The organism is Vibrio sp. SCSIO 43009 (genome assembly GCF_023716525.1).
Lineage (GTDB): Bacteria > Pseudomonadota > Gammaproteobacteria > Enterobacterales > Vibrionaceae > Vibrio > Vibrio alginolyticus.
Genome location: NZ_CP071842.1, coordinates 1,018,356 through 1,033,284, shown reverse-complemented (window position 1 = coordinate 1,033,284; position 14,929 = coordinate 1,018,356). Strand labels below are relative to the sequence as shown.

Genomic DNA, 14,929 nt, shown 5'->3' with positions numbered 1-14,929 from the left:
AGAGCTAGGTCTTATTTGAGCATGAATGAGAACGAAAAAATATTGCCGTACGAGTATCAGAAAGGTCGAGAATTCACTGATAACCTCAAAAAGGTCTTAAATTGTCGCAACCTAGAAGAGCTAAGTGAGATCTTGGGAGTACCAAAATCTACATTTACTACATGGAATGCACATGACAGAACATCGCATGAGTTAATGGTTAGGCTTCATTTAGCAAAGGGAATCCCTCTAGATGAACTTGCTTTGAGACCAGAGGATAGAAACTCTGAAACTCAAAAAGGATCGGCTAATTATCCTAGTTCGGAACGTTCGATAAATCTGCAGGCTAACTCTGTCATCATCAAAAGCTTCTGCTTAACTAATGGAAAGCTGCTAGATACAGGCGAAGTGCCGTATCCAGTTCGCCGCATTAATGGCTTTGGTTTAGAGAATGCCGATCTGATTGAAATTGAAACCAACCAAAGTGTGGTATTGGTCGATAAGAAAGAGAACGACGCAATGAATGGTAATTACCTCATTGGCATCGACGGCCGATACTCCATCAACCAGGTTCAACGCCTACCCGGCAAACTCGCCATCGCTTTCGACGGACAAACGATTGAAGTTCAGGACGGTGATATCGAGGTAATCGGCAAGATAGTGTTAGAAACAAAACTTAAATAATAAAAATTGGCTAGGGAAAGATAATGAAATATGTAATTGGCTTAGTTCTTGGGCTGTGTGCTGCATTCAGTTACGCGCAAGACGATATGAAAGTGATATTAGTTGGTGATGGTTTCACTAAAAACAATCAACCAGCAGCCACCATCTATAACTGCACTAGCGACGAGCAAAGCTGCATCCAATACACTTTCAACACCAAATCTCTGTCAGCGCTTTTAAATGGTAATCAGCTGACCAACAACATGAGAGATAACTTAGACCTTGAGGCCACTGCAAACATGGATGGTCAATATTTCGTTATCTCAAATAAGCACAAGACTCGTTTTGATGTAGAAGTCATCGAAAACGATAAAGAAGCTAAAAAGCTAACGCTTAGCTATAACCTTGTTCTTGTTTCATCGAAAGACTTCGACAAACAGCTTGCACTTGGTGGTAAGACCCTAACAGTGGAAGGTGATTTTTATGACACATTGACTGGAATCACCAACTGACACCTGGTGAAATGACAATGAAATAGTCGGAAAAAGATATTAAGGTAATTGGCCGTGTGGCGGTGACTTTAAAGAAAGTTTAATAATTAAATTGGTTAGGAGTTTGAAATGGCTCATTCATGGCAATGCCCATACTGCAATCACAATGCAACTATTGATGGAAATCACTTGAGTATTGGTCGCCACAGTTTTGACCACGGTAATAAATTCAAGGTGGCGCTCATGATTGAAACTGAGGTGATTACTTGTCCAAACCCCAATTGCTGCGAAATTTCGATTTCTGCAATTTTGGTTAAAAAATATGCACACATAGACCAAGAGCCAGATGCCGTACTACGCTCTTGGCAGCTTCAGCCAAATTCAACAGCGAAAACTTTTCCAGATTACATTCCAAAAGCAATTCTCTCCGACTATGAAGAAGCATGCTTAATCAGAGACCTTAGCCCGAAGTCTTCGGCAACATTGGCACGCAGATGTTTACAGGGAATCTTGCGAGATTTTTGGGAAGTTAAACCTGCGCGTCTAGTAGATGAAATCAAGAGTATTAAAGACAAAATTGACCCTCTTACATGGGCAGCCATTGACGGTGTCCGTGGTATCGGGAATATCGGCGCTCATATGGAAAAAGACATTAACGTGATAGTTGATGTTGAGCCAGAAGAAGCAGCTCTGTTAATCAACCTTTTAGAAATTCTCATTAAAGAGTGGTACATCAACAGGCATGAACGTGAACAACGTATGCAGGCCCTTATTGGTGTTGCGCAGCAAAAGCAGGAAGATCGAAAGAAAGTTACTGAGTAGGTTGGCTATTTGATTCAACTAATCGATAGTACGGTGACGCAAAACTATAAGGGAATATCGTGACTAAAAGCAAATCATCTGAGGTGTCGAAGTTAACGAAATGGCTTTGGTATACCGTAATCATTGGGCTAATACCAATAGGGTTACGTTTGTTCTTTTGTTCGTTTATGGAAACAGTTAAGCCACTCAACGCGGCAGACTTTATCGCTGTAGGTTTTGTACTACACATATCCATTTTCAATGAATTGGAACATATGTCAGGCGATCAAACCTGGAAAACAATGAGTAACGCCGGGTCGATTGTCGCAATCTTTTTTTACGGAGCGCTGACGTGTTTATTATTGATGCTCGAATCGGGTGTTAAAGGTATCAATGTCGAACATTTAACCAACTCGTCTATGGTTCTCGCCGCTTGTTCATTTATACTCTGCTTTGTCATTTTCTTTAGACTCAGTTCAAAAGCAAAATCTGAACAGCACGAGCAAACAGGTGGAGAAGTTACATGTTGAGTATCCTTATCAATGCAATCGGCATCATCGCGGTAATATTAACTGTCACATTTTCCGTTTGGACATTTATCGATACCAAACGCAAATACTCTATCGACGCTTTTAACGAATCTAAAAAAGAGCGCTTATCTGCTGCGCTAAAACGGCATAAAGATAAAACTAGGCTAGGAAAATGATTAAAAACTTTATCTATTTGGATGAACCAAAACTCTATTCTTTCTCCTCTCAACTCTTCGAAGGCGTTACCGAATACGTCCTCAACGAACATCATGTTGAACACACCGATCAGCACACACAAAAAGGTAAACTAGCCTCTGGAAAAATCATTGCGGATGTTATTAGAGAAACATCCTCTTCAACAACAAAGAAATTCCTTCACGATCACTCATTCAACCTGTTTCAAAAACGATTAGAAGAAGAAAGCAAGCTTCTTGACATAAATTCACTGGCCTCTACAGAGGATATCCTCTCCTCAATTTCCGATTATTCCTTTGTCAAAATCAAGGCTCAAATGCTGGTCGCGGATTCGCAAGAAGTACTAAATATCTATCGAAACTTTAATCGCATTGGTGAGAATATAATCATCTCCCAGATGCAAACTGAGTTAACAATACTTGAGCAAAAGCATTTAAGTTCAAACGTTAAAGACAAAGACTCTGCGGTGTCTAAAGAGTTTTTCAAAAACCATAACATCGAAAAACAAGCGCTTGAATCCAACTTAAGACAGCCTAAGTTGTTTCAGGAGTCTCTTATTGAGTTGCTTGAATTTGGCCAAAATGGTGCTCTTCAATTTCATCAGTTATTGCACGATACTCTTTTCTCATCGTATCTAGACCGAGACCATCTAAGAGAGCCTTTAAATTCAATTATCAAAAAGTACTCAAGGCTGACACAAAGAGAGTTTGTTGTACTTGGTGTCATCAGCCACAAGTGCTCTGATGATCCTTTCCAAGAAAAACACCCCTTAGCTCAAGTTACTTCATCTGATGATGTTGGTGATATGAAGTCTAAAATGAGAGCTATTTCGTCTTCGATGATAGGTGTCAGCAAATTTACCTATGGCTTGGAGCACAACGAAATCATAATCGAACCAGTGGCGATTTATACCGAGCTATAGAAAGCTGCATGCGTAACACATTAAAGGCCGTACTATGTCTAACATCCATGAAGTCCCATCAGACATAATTTTCGAGAAATTTCCAGTCATCGATCGTAGGTCTTATGCCGAACATCTAACCGACTTCCTCAACGAAAAAGCTGAAGATGGTTACGTTCTTAACCTCAATGCTGAATGGGGAGCGGGTAAAACTACTTTCCTCCAGTGCTGGTATAACGAGCTGAAAGAAAAACACCCTGTTGTTTACTTTGATGCATGGAAGTCTGATTTTACTCATGACGCTATGTTAGCGTTACTTGAGGCTTTTCATTCACAGCTGATGAGTGCGATTACAGAGAACAAAGACCTACTAAACAAACTAATGGAAGGTGGCAAACATTTTGCCAAAAATACTTCATGGAAGTTAATCCTTGGCTTCGTAAAACGCCAAGGGGGAATGGAAGCTGATGATTCACTGTTTTCAGACATATCAGATGGACTAAAAGATCTTGGTCTAGAAACTAGCGATTTAACCGATTCACTTAAAGACACTTTCTCCTCCATGCTTGAACAAAAGCAAAAGGTAGAAGGCATTAATGACTTTAAACAGACTCTTGTTGAATTAAGTGATGCATATATAAAGGTTCACAATGATAAATCTACTCCTATCTATGTCCTGATTGATGAACTTGACCGCTGCAGACCGACTTACGCTATAGAAGTAATTGAATCAGTTAAGCATTTCTTTAATACAAAAAACTTTGTTTTTGTGCTGGCTACGGATACCGAGCAGTTACAACATTCAATTAGAGCTGTATATGGTGAAGGGTTTGATTCAACTAGCTATTTGAGTCGTTTTTTTGATAGAAGCGCTACACTTTCAGCGCCGACGTTAAAGCAGTTCATTGAAATTGAACTGACGTCTATAGTTGGTCCTATCCCCGGAGAATACGAGCATTTTGAACTTATCTCTCATATCCTTACATGGCATGGCATTACATCATTACGTGAAGTAAAAAAAATACTGAATGATATTGAAGTAGCATGCACACAAAAGAAATCTTATAGAGTGCTGCCTCTAGTTATTCTCTCTATTCTTCGTCATCGTTATCCAGAGTTTTACAGAGAACTATATACTCGACACGAATCACCATACAATTCTCCAAATTCTCATAGTAAAGATAGAATAAATCAGTCTAGTATTGTTCCGCATTTCCAATTAACCAAACACTCTTCAGGAAAAGTTTCTGTAAATCATATTTTGTATCAACTATCTCGTAACATTAAAACAAATTCAGATATTAACGATATGACCTACATAAATTCATATATAAGTGCTGAAATTAATCCCTCACTAACAGGAGGTAAAGTCGTAAGCATTATTGAAGCATTTTCACATGTTTACAGAACCAACTTAGAATCCGACAAACATGCAGTTAGAAACGACTACTTTTCTCTCTTAAATTTTGCAGGTTATATGACCGATGTCAGTTCGTAACCTCAAAGACGGCAGCAAGAATCCTTGGCTTTGTGAGTGCTACCCACAGGGCCGAGCCGGTAAGCGCATTCGCAAACGCTTTGCCACAAAAGGTGAAGCAGTTTCCTTTGAACAATTCACCATGCGCGAAGTTAACGACAAGCCCTGGCTTGGTGACAAACCCGATCACCGCCGTTTGTCTGAGTTAGTTGACTTGTGGTTTAAGCTACATGGCAAGAATCTCAAGTCCGGTGATCACACTCGCCTACGTCTAGAAAACATGGTTTTAGATTTAAACAACCCGATTGCTTCACACCTTAACTCAAAGCAACTCGCGACTTATCGCTCTAGTCGTTCCAACAAAGGTCGAGGCCAGCAACACAAAGAACTTTCCATCGCTTCGAATAATGTGGACTTCGGATTGCTAAAAGCGTTGTTCAATAAGTTGATAAAGCTTGGAGAGTGGAAGCTACCTAATCCCGTTGATGGGATTGAGGCGATTAAAAAGCCGGAATCTGAACTGGCATTCCTGACCGAACAAGAGATTCGTCACTTGTTTGAAGTGGCTCAACAAAGCCCGATTGGTGATGAGCTGACGAAGATATATAAAGTTTGCCTGGCGACTGGGGCACGTATCAGGGAAGCAATTTATCTGAAGGGTTCTAACCTGACGAAATACCGCATTACCTACAACAATACCAAAGGCAAACGGAACAGAACGGTACCGATTTCCGAAGAGTTGTATAACCAAATCTATAAACCAACGAATGACCGACTTTTCACTTGCGGTTACGGCGTGGCGTACAAATGGTTAACTAAAGCCCTTCCCCACTTACCAGAAGGTCAAGCGACTCACGTTTTACGTCATACCTTCGCGAGTCACTTCATGACGAATGGCGGCAACATTCTTGTACTGAAGGAAATCCTCGGCCATCAGCATATCGACCACACGATGATTTACGCCCACTTTTCACCAAACCATTTGAGTGATGCAGTGAGGTTTAATCCTCTAGTACAAATGAAATTCTAAAATAGGGGGTAACTAAAACCATAACCACTCTTTTCCAGTTATCTTTTATTTGCGCTTATACAGGGCATTGATGTTCACTTTAGTTAGCTTAATAATAGACGAATTAAACTAATAATAGTTTGACTTTAAAGGACAAAATATGGATTGGAACACAATAACCATAGCTGTTATAGAAAATGGATCATGGCCTTTCGTGATTCTTGTAATTACTCTATTGATTATATTTTTTGGTGATATCAACAAACTCATTGAGTCAATAAAACACCTTAAGTTTGGTTCGTTTAGTCTTGAAACAAGAGAGGCTGCTTTAGAGGCTGATGCACTTACTGAATATAAGAATTTATCTGACTTAACATATGGGCAATTACACCTTTTCTTGGTAATTGGGGGAGAAGGTAGCGAAAAAACCACCTATAAAGATGGGATGAATAACTTTGAATCTCAGGAAAATTACAAAAAACTCAAGCGACTTGGCTTAATCACATATGAAGCTAAAGAACAGAATGTAATTCTCTTTGGTACCACTGAAAAGGGCAAAAAACTACATAAGATAATTATGGACAAACTTTACGTTCAATTTAATAGCTAAATATCAAACAATTGACTAGAAACTCCAAAGGCTGTGTACTATTAGTTGCATCCAACTTCTAATTTGTGTCGGTTCAGCATTACTAGAGAATACCTAAAAATGGCGACAAAATGGCGGCGTTGCTCAGCAACACTCACCATTTACCAGCAACATTCATATATTGGTGATTTTAAAAAGCTAGTAATAACAAGGGATAGCTAGGTTTATGGGGTTCATGGAAACTACCATACATAATAAAGCTTTATATCCACTTTAATAATTAAACCTTTAAAATCATTTCAAAATCTCGGAGTAATTATACAGTCTCATAAGTTGAAAAACTGCTTTATCTTAATAATTCGCTCTAAAGCCAGTCTATACGAGGCGTGTTAAGTTTCATTGTAGATCTTAGGTTAGATAAACAAGTCTGTCAGCTGAGAACTCTAGCCCACCTAGCTCATTTTGTTCGCACAAACTCTTAAAATGTTCAGTACAATACAGAAAGCTCGCTCCTAGCATCTTTGACTTGAAAACAACCTTTTCTGCAACGTCGCTTTCATTAAATACTAACACCTCTACACCTGCTAAGCTGCCATATTCAATTTTTTGGACGCACTTATCTTCATCTTCTTGCCCAAACTCCAACGGTGTATACAGGTACCATTCCTCTCCTTTATAACGAATCGATAAGAACTCGCCTACTTTGCTCAATGGCTCTTTTAAAGATGCATAAGCTTTAGGGGAAAGCACTAAGAAAACCCGTAACCATAAACTGATATCAGGAAGTAATGAGTCTTTCTTGAGAACATCTTCAAACTCAATATCTACTTCACCCCATATACTTTTGAAAGAAAAGTTTTCTAATGGCTGCACAACGATTTTTTCTATTAAATCAATGTCACCTAACTGCCTAGCTATAGAACTAGGCGTAGTGCTCACGATTTTATATTCATTGTGACAGTCGAAAATTTTATAAACCGTCATTAATCTATCAACTCCTCATGTTTTACTACCAGGAGCCACCTATGGGTAAGTTACTTTTCAAATCATTCTTCATGAAGGAAACAGGCCTAAAAAAGCTGCGTTTTAGAGGAGAAAGCTAATTTTCTCGTCGACCATTACAGTGCTTCCAAACCCCAGTATCAGAGAAATAGTATTTTCATATTAATAAAAATCACTAATTAAATGGATCTGTCAAATTAGAAGAAAACATGATGCCATTGAGCTGATTTTGTTCACACAAAGCCTTAAACTTATCTGTACAGTACAAGGTGCCCGCTCCTTCTAGCCGAGACTTGAAAACCATTTTGTCTTTAACATCATCGTCAATAAAAACAAGGGTATCTAACCCATCTCGGCTCCCATATGCGATTTTTTCTACGCACTTTCTCTTGTTTTCTTGTCCAAAAGTCAGTGATGCATATAAATACCATTGCCCACCTTGGTAGTTAGCAGGTAAAAACTCTCCGTGTTCAGTTAGATAAGCATTCAATATTTCATATGCCCTCGGAGATAAAACAAGATATGTTCGCGCCCACAAACTAATATCAGGCAATAGAGAATTGTACTTAAATACATCTTGAAACTTTACCTCCACAGGCTTCCAAATATCTTGCAGAGATTGATTTTTAATTGCCTGTAACAAGATCCTCTCAAAATAGTCGAAGTCACCTAACTGGCTAGCGATTTCATCGGGACCAGAGCAGATCGTTTGAAATTCTCTTAAATTATCTATTATCTTGTAAACTGTCATAATCCTTCCAAAACTTGATTTTTAGCGTCCAATGCCGATTTATGATGGGGCTTACTCTTCGAGTGCATTTTGTACCGAAATAAGTTGGCCTCAAAATTCTGGGGGACTTAAATTGCCTTTAGTGTAATTCCTTAACCAAATACCATTTGTAACAACTCCCTTGTCAAGACCTGTAAGCAATGATGTTTGAAAACGACTTTACGAAATAGATGGCGGCATACATCGTAATTACGCGCCAAAATGCATTAAAATGCATATTGAAGTTTTTGTATACACTAGGCGGACTTTACATGGCTTCGCGAGGTTTACGAGATAGGCAGTCAGAACAAAGCTTTATGTTCATTCCACTAACCTAAAAAGAAAAAGGAGCCAGTACGGCTCCTTCGTATTCTATCGCTAAATGTGAGTATTTACGAATTACTCAGCTTGATCTTCAGCGCGCGCTGCTGCTTCTTTGATTAGAGGCTGCAGTTCACCTTTTTGGAACATTTCTAGAATAATGTCACAACCGCCGATAAGCTCGCCTTCAACCCATAGTTGAGGGAAAGTTGGCCATTGCGCGTACTTTGGTAACTCAGCACGGATATCTGGGTTTTGCAGAATGTCTACGTAAGCGAACTTCTCACCACATGCCATTAGTGCCTGTGACGCTTGAGAAGAGAAACCACAGCTAGGTAGTTTCGGTGATCCTTTCATGTACAGCAGGATTGAGTTTTCAGAGATCTGCTGTTTGATTTTGTCGATAGTTTCCATCGCTTCCTCATTCATGGGTTTGAACTTTATTTATTTGCCACATTCTACTCAATAACGACAGAATAAAAACCATATAATTAATAAGGCTTAATTTTAGATTGCTCATTGGCGAGCAATGCAGCACTTCACCACTGCTAACCTCTTAAAATATTTTCATATCGGGGTTTTAATAAAGTAAAAACTTGCTAAAATACTTAGCAAGTCAGCCTTAAAGGCGACATAGCTATAAAAAAACACTGGAAGCAATCGAAAGGTCATCCTTTCAAATCAATGGAGAATCGAGTAATGGCATTTGAACTACCAGCTCTTCCTTACGCGAAAGACGCACTAGAACCACACATCTCAGCAGAGACTCTAGACTACCACCACGGTAAGCACCACAACACTTACGTTGTTAAGCTTAACGGTCTTATCCCTGGTACTGAGTTCGAAGGCAAAACTCTAGAAGAGATCATCAAGACTTCTACTGGTGGCGTATTCAACAACGCAGCGCAAATCTGGAACCACACGTTCTACTGGCACTGTCTTGCTCCAAATGCGGGCGGCGAGCCAACTGGCGCAGTTGCAGACGCAATCAACGCAGCATTCGGTTCTTTTGAAGAATTCAAAGCGAAGTTTACTGATTCAGCAATCAACAACTTCGGTTCTTCATGGACTTGGCTTGTTAAGAAAGCTGATGGCTCTCTAGAGATCGTTAACACTTCTAACGCTGCTACTCCTCTAACAGAAGAAGGTACAACACCACTTCTAACTGTTGACCTATGGGAACACGCGTACTACATCGATTACCGCAACGTACGTCCTGATTACATGAACGGCTTCTGGGCTCTAGTAAACTGGGACTTCGTAGCTGAGAACCTAGCGAAGTAATATACTTCCCCCTAAGTTCAATTTAGTCTTATTCAAAAGCTCGCTATTTAGCGGGCTTTTTTGTTTCGCATTCCCTAGCACCTTTAAATAATTCCCTCTTTTACTAAAGTTCTTCTTATTCACGCCGTTAAAAGAGCATCGAGCGAGGAACATCATGCAAATTCATACGTTAGACAAAGCTGCAATTATCAACGAACTTCAGTTCGGTAATGGTATTAACCATGCCGTACACGAAGGTCGTCGTGCGGATTTCTCGCTGATTCTGTCTATGTTCTCTAATGATGTTCGCGATGTGGTCCCAGTTGAAGAGGTCCAGGAAGTCATCACCAGTGACAGTATTCTTCGCCAACAATTGGGTTTATCGCAACCTCAAGCTCTTCGTTCTGATAGCAGCAGCTATGAACTCGCAGCTGAACAAGCGAAACAGTTTCACGATGCAGGATTGCCTTCCGCAAAGCTGAGCCATTACCTAAAACCAGATGCGCTGACTTACCTGCCTGAAGACACATTCAACCTACCAGAGGAGGTTTATCACAACCTATCTGGTCATGAGCGACGCAGATTGGGCGAACGCAACAAACAACTGATCCCAGATGCTGGGCTATATAATCAGCTAGTGACGGCTCAACGTCAGCATCAAATTCAAGCTAAAGCATAGAGATCCGCTTTTTATCCAATAGCTTGCAATACCTACACGTCAGAAATGTGACATCTTACAAATTACCGCACAATAGTCCTCACTCGAAAGCGTTAGTTTGAAGCCTTTCACACTGAACCCAACGAATTTCAACCATGCTATTAGCACAAACCACTGGTGTATTGTTTTTCACATATGGATACAGTGAAGGTGCTATGGATATCAAAGAATCAATTATTCTCGTCACGTCTGCAGGTTCGGTTATAGGAAGAACCTGTGCAAATCACTTTGCTCACCTTGGAGCAACGTTGATTCTTTGTGACCAAAATTCTAGCGCTTTGAGAGCGAGCTATGAGCAAATCAGCGCTTTCACTGACAAAGTGTATGCTATGAATGTGTGTAGTGATAACACAACGTCCATTAACTTATTGTTTGACCAGATAGAATCACAGCTACGTGCGACACCAGATGTGATTGTTAATTGCTGGACCAGCTCCCCTATGCCTGGCTTAATGGCGCCAGAACCAATGAGTACTTACATTGATCACTTGTCGTCTGCGGCACGCTTCCTTTATACCTACGGCCAAGTAGGAGCAGAGCGCTTTCGAGCCAGAAACAAGAAAGGCGTCATTGTTAACGTCATTTCTCATGACAACCATGAAGACTTTACGGGAGTTGAAAGCATGGCGGCGTTGGTGTCAGGTTTTACTCACAGCTGGGCAAAAGAACTCACACCATTCAACATTCGAGTGGGCGGCGTTATTCCCTCGGTAAATCATACAAAAGAAGAGCTCAACGAGAGGCACTGGGCTGAGATCCAAGACGAACTAGTCCGCAACACAGCATACATCGTCGCGAATGAATACTTCAGTGGCCGAGTAGTTGCGACCGAAGTGTAAGCATACACAGCAACTCTGTTTTCCCAAGCCAGATGTAACTCCTGCACCAAAATAAAAAAAGCCCCTGTCATTTGACTGGGGCTTTAACCTTTTCCCGATTAAGGTTTCGTGCTAGCGAAAACCTTGCTCACTCGATTTTTTAATTACGCGTCAGCTTTTTCTTTCTTTGCTTTAGGTGCTGCTTTTGCTGCTTCTTGGTCTGCTTTCTTCTTGATAACAGTTGTACCTTCGAAAGTTTCGCCTTCAACAAATGCTTTACCGTAGTAAGAAGCCATCAACACATCTTTAAGTTCGCTGATTAGAGGGTAACGTGGGTTCGCACCGGTACATTGGTCATCGAACGCTTCTACCGCTAGCTCATCCAGTTTCGCTACGAAATCTGATTCAGCAACACCTGCCGCTTGGATAGACATTGGGATGTCTAGGTTAACTTTTAGTTCATCCAACCATGCTAGTAGACGTTCAATCTTCTGAGCAGTACGGTCACCTTCTTGGCTTAGGCCTAGGTGGTCAGCAACTTCAGCGTAACGACGACGTGCTTGTGGACGGTCGTATTGAGAGAACGCAGTTTGCTTAGTTGGATTGTCGTTCGCGTTGTAACGTACCACGTTAGAGATAAGTAGTGCGTTAGCTAGGCCGTGTGGCAAGTGGAACTCAGCACCCAGTTTGTGAGCCATTGAGTGACAAACACCTAAGAATGCGTTCGCAAATGCAACACCAGCGATAGTAGCTGCGTTGTGTACTTTCTCACGAGCGATTGGGTCATTTGCACCGTTCGCATAGCTTGATGGTAGGTACTCTTTTAGCATCTTAAGTGCTTGAAGAGCTTGGCCATCTGAGTATTCGTTAGCAAGAACAGAAACGTAAGCTTCTAGAGCGTGAGTTACTGCATCGTAACCACCAAATGCTGTTAGAGACTTTGGCATGTTCATTACTAGGTTCGCATCAACGATTGCCATGTTTGGCGTGATTTCGTAGTCAGCTAGTGGGTATTTAGCACCAGTCTTGTCGTCAGTAACAACCGCGAATGGAGTGACTTCTGAACCAGTACCTGAAGTTGTAGTGATACATACAAGCTCAGCTTTTTTACCCATTTTAGGGAACTTGTAGATACGTTTACGGATGTCCATAAAGCGCATTGCTAGTTCTTCAAAGTGAGTTTCTGGGTGCTCGTACATTACCCACATGATTTTCGCTGCATCCATTGGTGAACCACCGCCTAGCGCTAGGATAACGTCAGGTTGGTAGCTAGCCATTTGAGCCGCACCTTTTTCTACTACAGACAGTGTTGGGTCAGCTTCAACATCGAAGAATGTTTGAACTTCCATGCCTTGAGCTTTTAGTAGGCTTACTACGTCATCTGCGTAACCGTTGTTGAATAGGAAACGGTCAGTTACTAGGAATGCACGTTTCTTACCTTCTAGGTCGCCCAGTGCGATTGGAAGGCTACCACGACGGAAGTAGATTGACTTAGGTAGTTTATGCCACAACATGTTTTCAGCTCGCTTCGCTACAGTTTTCTTGTTGATTAGGTGTTTAGGACCTACGTTCTCAGAGATAGAGTTACCACCCCAAGAACCACAACCTAGCGTTAGAGATGGCGCAACGTTGAAGTTGTACAAGTCACCGATACCGCCGTGAGTAGTCGGGATGTTGATTAGGATACGAGCTGTCTTCATCTTGTCACCGAAGTAACGGATACGGTCAGCGTTAGTATCTTGGTTAGTGTAAAGACCAGATGTGTGGCCGATACCACCAATCTCAACCATAGTTACCGCTTGAGCAACCGCGTCTTCGAAGTTGTCAGCACGGAATAGACCTAGAGTTGGAGATAGTTTCTCGTGAGCGAATGCGTCATCGTGAGATACTTTGCCCAGACCTTCACCAACAAGAACTTTAGTGTCTGCTGGAACTTTAACGCCTGCCATTTCAGCGATTGCTGCTGCTGGCTGACCTACGATTTTCGCGTTTAGCGCGCCATCGATAAGAAGCACTTTACGAACTTTATCAGCTTCTGCTTTGCTTAGGACATAAGCTTTGTGAGAAGCAAAACGCTCTTTCACTTCGTCGTATACTTCATCAACTACGATTGCAGCTTGCTCAGAAGCACATACTACCCCGTTGTCGAAAGTCTTAGACATAAGGATAGAAGCAACAGCACGTTTGATGTCTGCTGTTTCATCGATAACAACCGGCACGTTACCTGCACCTACACCGATTGCTGGCTTACCAGAAGAGTATGCTGCTTTAACCATGCCTGGACCACCAGTTGCAAGGATAAGCGCGATGTCATCGTGTTTCATTAGAGCGTTTGAAAGCTCAACAGAAGGCTGGTCGATCCAACCGATGATGTCTTTTGGTGCGCCTGCTGCTACTGCTGCATCTAGAACGAGTTTAGCTGCATCGTTAGTTGAGTTTTTCGCACGTGGATGTGGTGAGAAGATGATACCGTTACGAGTCTTCAAAGAGATTAGAGATTTGAAGATCGCTGTAGAAGTTGGGTTAGTCGTTGGTACGATACCGCAGATGATGCCTACAGGCTCAGCGATAGTCATAGTACCTAGGTTGTCATCTTCTTCTAAGATGCCACACGTTTGTTCGTCTTTGTATTTGTTGTAGATAAACTCAGAAGCGAAGTGGTTCTTGATTACTTTATCTTCAACAATACCCATACCAGATTCTTCTACCGCTTGTTGAGCTAGCGGGATACGGGCCTGGTTAGCTGCAAGCGATGCTGCACGAAAGATTTTATCTACTTGCTCTTGAGAGTAAGTAGCGAACTCTTCTTGCGCTTTCTTAACGCGAGCAACCATTGCATCTAGTTCAGCCATATTAGTTACAGGCATAGGGAATCTCCTAAAATTAACAAATATTAAAAACTTTTTACTAAGGCTATTACTTATCGTTTTTACTGTTTATCAGTCACTTAGAAAACAAACGTCTTAGTAAATTGCTTTCAGGACTGAGTATAATATTTCAGAGTGTGAAAAAAATTGACTTGGATCAGTTCTCACCACCTAAATACTACCAAAGTGGTGCCTCATCACACCAAAATGACATAAATCCTTGATAAACAAATAAATTAACTTTCATTTTTTATTGAGCAAAAAAGAAGCAAATGGACAAATAAATAAAAGAAACTACAACAACCTGTAAAAAAGTTTCATTTTTGACCAACAAAATTACATGTAGGAACAATTCTTTGTGCTACTGAGAGTATATCGAACCGAATACATCTCTCTACAAACCACCTTGGTTTTTATCAAAAATGTGCGAATGTTAACGTTTATGTAAAACAGTGCAATTTATCAGCAACTTTATACGTAACATTTCCTTTCCAGATTAGATACAGTTTATTAAAGAATTAGTTTTTCTCACTTAA

16 protein-coding genes are annotated in these 14,929 nt (G+C 40.9%); 11 read left to right on the top strand and 5 right to left on the bottom strand.

Features of this window, described 5'->3' with window-relative positions; translation table 11 throughout:
• Nucleotides 1-21 precede the first annotated feature (21 nt).
• From J4N43_RS04840 to J4N43_RS04830, 3 genes are all read left to right on the top strand, one after another.
• On the top strand, nt 22-663 hold the full coding sequence (locus tag J4N43_RS04840; RefSeq protein ID WP_252094137.1) for a phage repressor protein CI: 642 nt from the start codon (nt 22-24) through the stop codon (nt 661-663).
• 23 nt (nt 664-686) lie between these two features.
• Nucleotides 687-1,154: a hypothetical protein gene (locus J4N43_RS04835; RefSeq protein ID WP_252094136.1), complete on the top strand. Its 468-nt coding sequence runs from the start codon at nt 687-689 to the stop codon at nt 1,152-1,154.
• Between the two features lie 108 nt (nt 1,155-1,262).
• On the top strand, nt 1,263-1,955 hold the full coding sequence (locus tag J4N43_RS04830) for a DUF4145 domain-containing protein (RefSeq protein ID WP_252094135.1): 693 nt from the start codon (nt 1,263-1,265) through the stop codon (nt 1,953-1,955).
• Here J4N43_RS04830 and J4N43_RS04825 read toward each other — a convergent pair.
• On the bottom strand, nt 1,945-2,184 hold the full coding sequence (locus J4N43_RS04825; protein WP_252094134.1) for a hypothetical protein: 240 nt from the start codon (nt 2,182-2,184) through the stop codon (nt 1,945-1,947). The genes J4N43_RS04830 and J4N43_RS04825 overlap by 11 nt on opposite strands.
• A gap of 273 nt (nt 2,185-2,457) precedes the next feature.
• Here J4N43_RS04825 and J4N43_RS04820 point away from each other — a divergent pair, with 273 nt between their 5' ends.
• The 5 genes from J4N43_RS04820 (at nt 2,458) to J4N43_RS04800 (ending at nt 6,656) form a co-directional block, all read left to right on the top strand.
• Nucleotides 2,458-2,640: a hypothetical protein gene (locus J4N43_RS04820; protein WP_252094133.1), complete on the top strand. Its 183-nt coding sequence runs from the start codon at nt 2,458-2,460 to the stop codon at nt 2,638-2,640.
• The gene (locus J4N43_RS04815; RefSeq protein WP_252094132.1) at nt 2,637-3,581 is read left to right on the top strand and encodes a DUF6414 family protein; all 945 of its coding nucleotides are present in this window, start codon (nt 2,637-2,639) and stop codon (nt 3,579-3,581) included. Before J4N43_RS04820 ends, J4N43_RS04815 begins: the two co-directional genes overlap by 4 nt.
• A 34-nt stretch (nt 3,582-3,615) precedes the next feature.
• Complete coding sequence (locus tag J4N43_RS04810; RefSeq protein WP_252094131.1) at nt 3,616-5,058, top strand: KAP family P-loop NTPase fold protein; 1,443 nt, start codon at nt 3,616-3,618, stop codon at nt 5,056-5,058.
• On the top strand, nt 5,045-6,067 hold the full coding sequence (locus J4N43_RS04805; protein ID WP_252094130.1) for a phage integrase: 1,023 nt from the start codon (nt 5,045-5,047) through the stop codon (nt 6,065-6,067). The genes J4N43_RS04810 and J4N43_RS04805 overlap by 14 nt, the downstream gene beginning before the upstream one ends.
• Nucleotides 6,068-6,206: 139 nt before the next feature.
• Nucleotides 6,207-6,656: a hypothetical protein gene (locus tag J4N43_RS04800; protein WP_252094129.1), complete on the top strand. Its 450-nt coding sequence runs from the start codon at nt 6,207-6,209 to the stop codon at nt 6,654-6,656.
• Nucleotides 6,657-7,043: 387 nt separating this feature from the next.
• Here J4N43_RS04800 and J4N43_RS04795 read toward each other — a convergent pair whose 3' ends face one another.
• From J4N43_RS04795 to J4N43_RS04785, 3 genes are all read right to left on the bottom strand, one after another.
• A complete protein-coding gene (locus J4N43_RS04795) occupies nt 7,044-7,619 on the bottom strand; it encodes a hypothetical protein (RefSeq protein WP_053349608.1) in 576 nt (191 codons plus the stop codon).
• A 193-nt stretch (nt 7,620-7,812) separates the two neighbouring features.
• Nucleotides 7,813-8,388, bottom strand: coding sequence for a hypothetical protein (locus J4N43_RS04790; protein ID WP_053349607.1), 576 nt, complete (start codon nt 8,386-8,388; stop codon nt 7,813-7,815).
• A gap of 417 nt (nt 8,389-8,805) precedes the next feature.
• Entirely contained in the window at nt 8,806-9,141 is a 336-nt protein-coding gene (locus tag J4N43_RS04785) for a Grx4 family monothiol glutaredoxin (RefSeq protein WP_017635833.1), read from the bottom strand.
• A gap of 285 nt (nt 9,142-9,426) precedes the next feature.
• On the opposite strand from J4N43_RS04785, the gene sodB reads away from it, so the two are divergent.
• The 3 genes from sodB to J4N43_RS04770 all read left to right on the top strand — a co-directional run bounded on the left by sodB (nt 9,427) and on the right by J4N43_RS04770 (nt 11,547).
• Complete coding sequence (gene sodB, locus J4N43_RS04780) at nt 9,427-10,011, top strand: superoxide dismutase [Fe] (protein WP_005396533.1); 585 nt, start codon at nt 9,427-9,429, stop codon at nt 10,009-10,011.
• A gap of 154 nt (nt 10,012-10,165) precedes the next feature.
• Nucleotides 10,166-10,669, top strand: coding sequence for a VC2046/SO_2500 family protein (locus J4N43_RS04775; RefSeq protein ID WP_033907342.1), 504 nt, complete (start codon nt 10,166-10,168; stop codon nt 10,667-10,669).
• 134 nt (nt 10,670-10,803) lie between these two features.
• Nucleotides 10,804-11,547 (top strand): SDR family oxidoreductase, encoded by a 744-nt coding sequence (locus J4N43_RS04770; protein WP_005380732.1) that lies wholly within the window; start codon nt 10,804-10,806, stop codon nt 11,545-11,547.
• 143 nt (nt 11,548-11,690) lie between these two features.
• Here the strand turns inward: J4N43_RS04770 and adhE are convergent, their stop codons facing one another.
• On the bottom strand, nt 11,691-14,393 hold the full coding sequence (adhE, locus tag J4N43_RS04765; RefSeq protein ID WP_005380731.1) for a bifunctional acetaldehyde-CoA/alcohol dehydrogenase: 2,703 nt from the start codon (nt 14,391-14,393) through the stop codon (nt 11,691-11,693).
• Nucleotides 14,394-14,929 lie beyond the last annotated feature (536 nt).

What these genes read in the sequence shown, in the direction of transcription:
- J4N43_RS04805 (WP_252094130.1), top strand. Translation starts at nt 5,045, where the DNA reads ATGTCAGTTCGTAACCTCAAAGACGGCAGCAAGAATCCTTGGCTTTGT.
- J4N43_RS04825 (WP_252094134.1), bottom strand. Translation starts at nt 2,184, where the DNA reads ATGTGTAGTACAAAACCTACAGCGATAAAGTCTGCCGCGTTGAGTGGC.
- J4N43_RS04810 (WP_252094131.1), top strand. Translation starts at nt 3,616, where the DNA reads ATGTCTAACATCCATGAAGTCCCATCAGACATAATTTTCGAGAAATTT.
- J4N43_RS04790 (WP_053349607.1), bottom strand. Translation starts at nt 8,388, where the DNA reads ATGACAGTTTACAAGATAATAGATAATTTAAGAGAATTTCAAACGATC.
- J4N43_RS04820 (WP_252094133.1), top strand. Translation starts at nt 2,458, where the DNA reads ATGTTGAGTATCCTTATCAATGCAATCGGCATCATCGCGGTAATATTA.
- J4N43_RS04775 (WP_033907342.1), top strand. Translation starts at nt 10,166, where the DNA reads ATGCAAATTCATACGTTAGACAAAGCTGCAATTATCAACGAACTTCAG.
- J4N43_RS04800 (WP_252094129.1), top strand. Translation starts at nt 6,207, where the DNA reads ATGGATTGGAACACAATAACCATAGCTGTTATAGAAAATGGATCATGG.
- J4N43_RS04840 (WP_252094137.1), top strand. Translation starts at nt 22, where the DNA reads ATGAATGAGAACGAAAAAATATTGCCGTACGAGTATCAGAAAGGTCGA.
- J4N43_RS04785 (WP_017635833.1), bottom strand. Translation starts at nt 9,141, where the DNA reads ATGGAAACTATCGACAAAATCAAACAGCAGATCTCTGAAAACTCAATC.
- J4N43_RS04795 (WP_053349608.1), bottom strand. Translation starts at nt 7,619, where the DNA reads ATGACGGTTTATAAAATTTTCGACTGTCACAATGAATATAAAATCGTG.
- J4N43_RS04835 (WP_252094136.1), top strand. Translation starts at nt 687, where the DNA reads ATGAAATATGTAATTGGCTTAGTTCTTGGGCTGTGTGCTGCATTCAGT.
- J4N43_RS04770 (WP_005380732.1), top strand. Translation starts at nt 10,804, where the DNA reads ATGCTATTAGCACAAACCACTGGTGTATTGTTTTTCACATATGGATAC.
- sodB (WP_005396533.1), top strand. Translation starts at nt 9,427, where the DNA reads ATGGCATTTGAACTACCAGCTCTTCCTTACGCGAAAGACGCACTAGAA.
- J4N43_RS04815 (WP_252094132.1), top strand. Translation starts at nt 2,637, where the DNA reads ATGATTAAAAACTTTATCTATTTGGATGAACCAAAACTCTATTCTTTC.
- adhE (WP_005380731.1), bottom strand. Translation starts at nt 14,393, where the DNA reads ATGCCTGTAACTAATATGGCTGAACTAGATGCAATGGTTGCTCGCGTT.
- J4N43_RS04830 (WP_252094135.1), top strand. Translation starts at nt 1,263, where the DNA reads ATGGCTCATTCATGGCAATGCCCATACTGCAATCACAATGCAACTATT.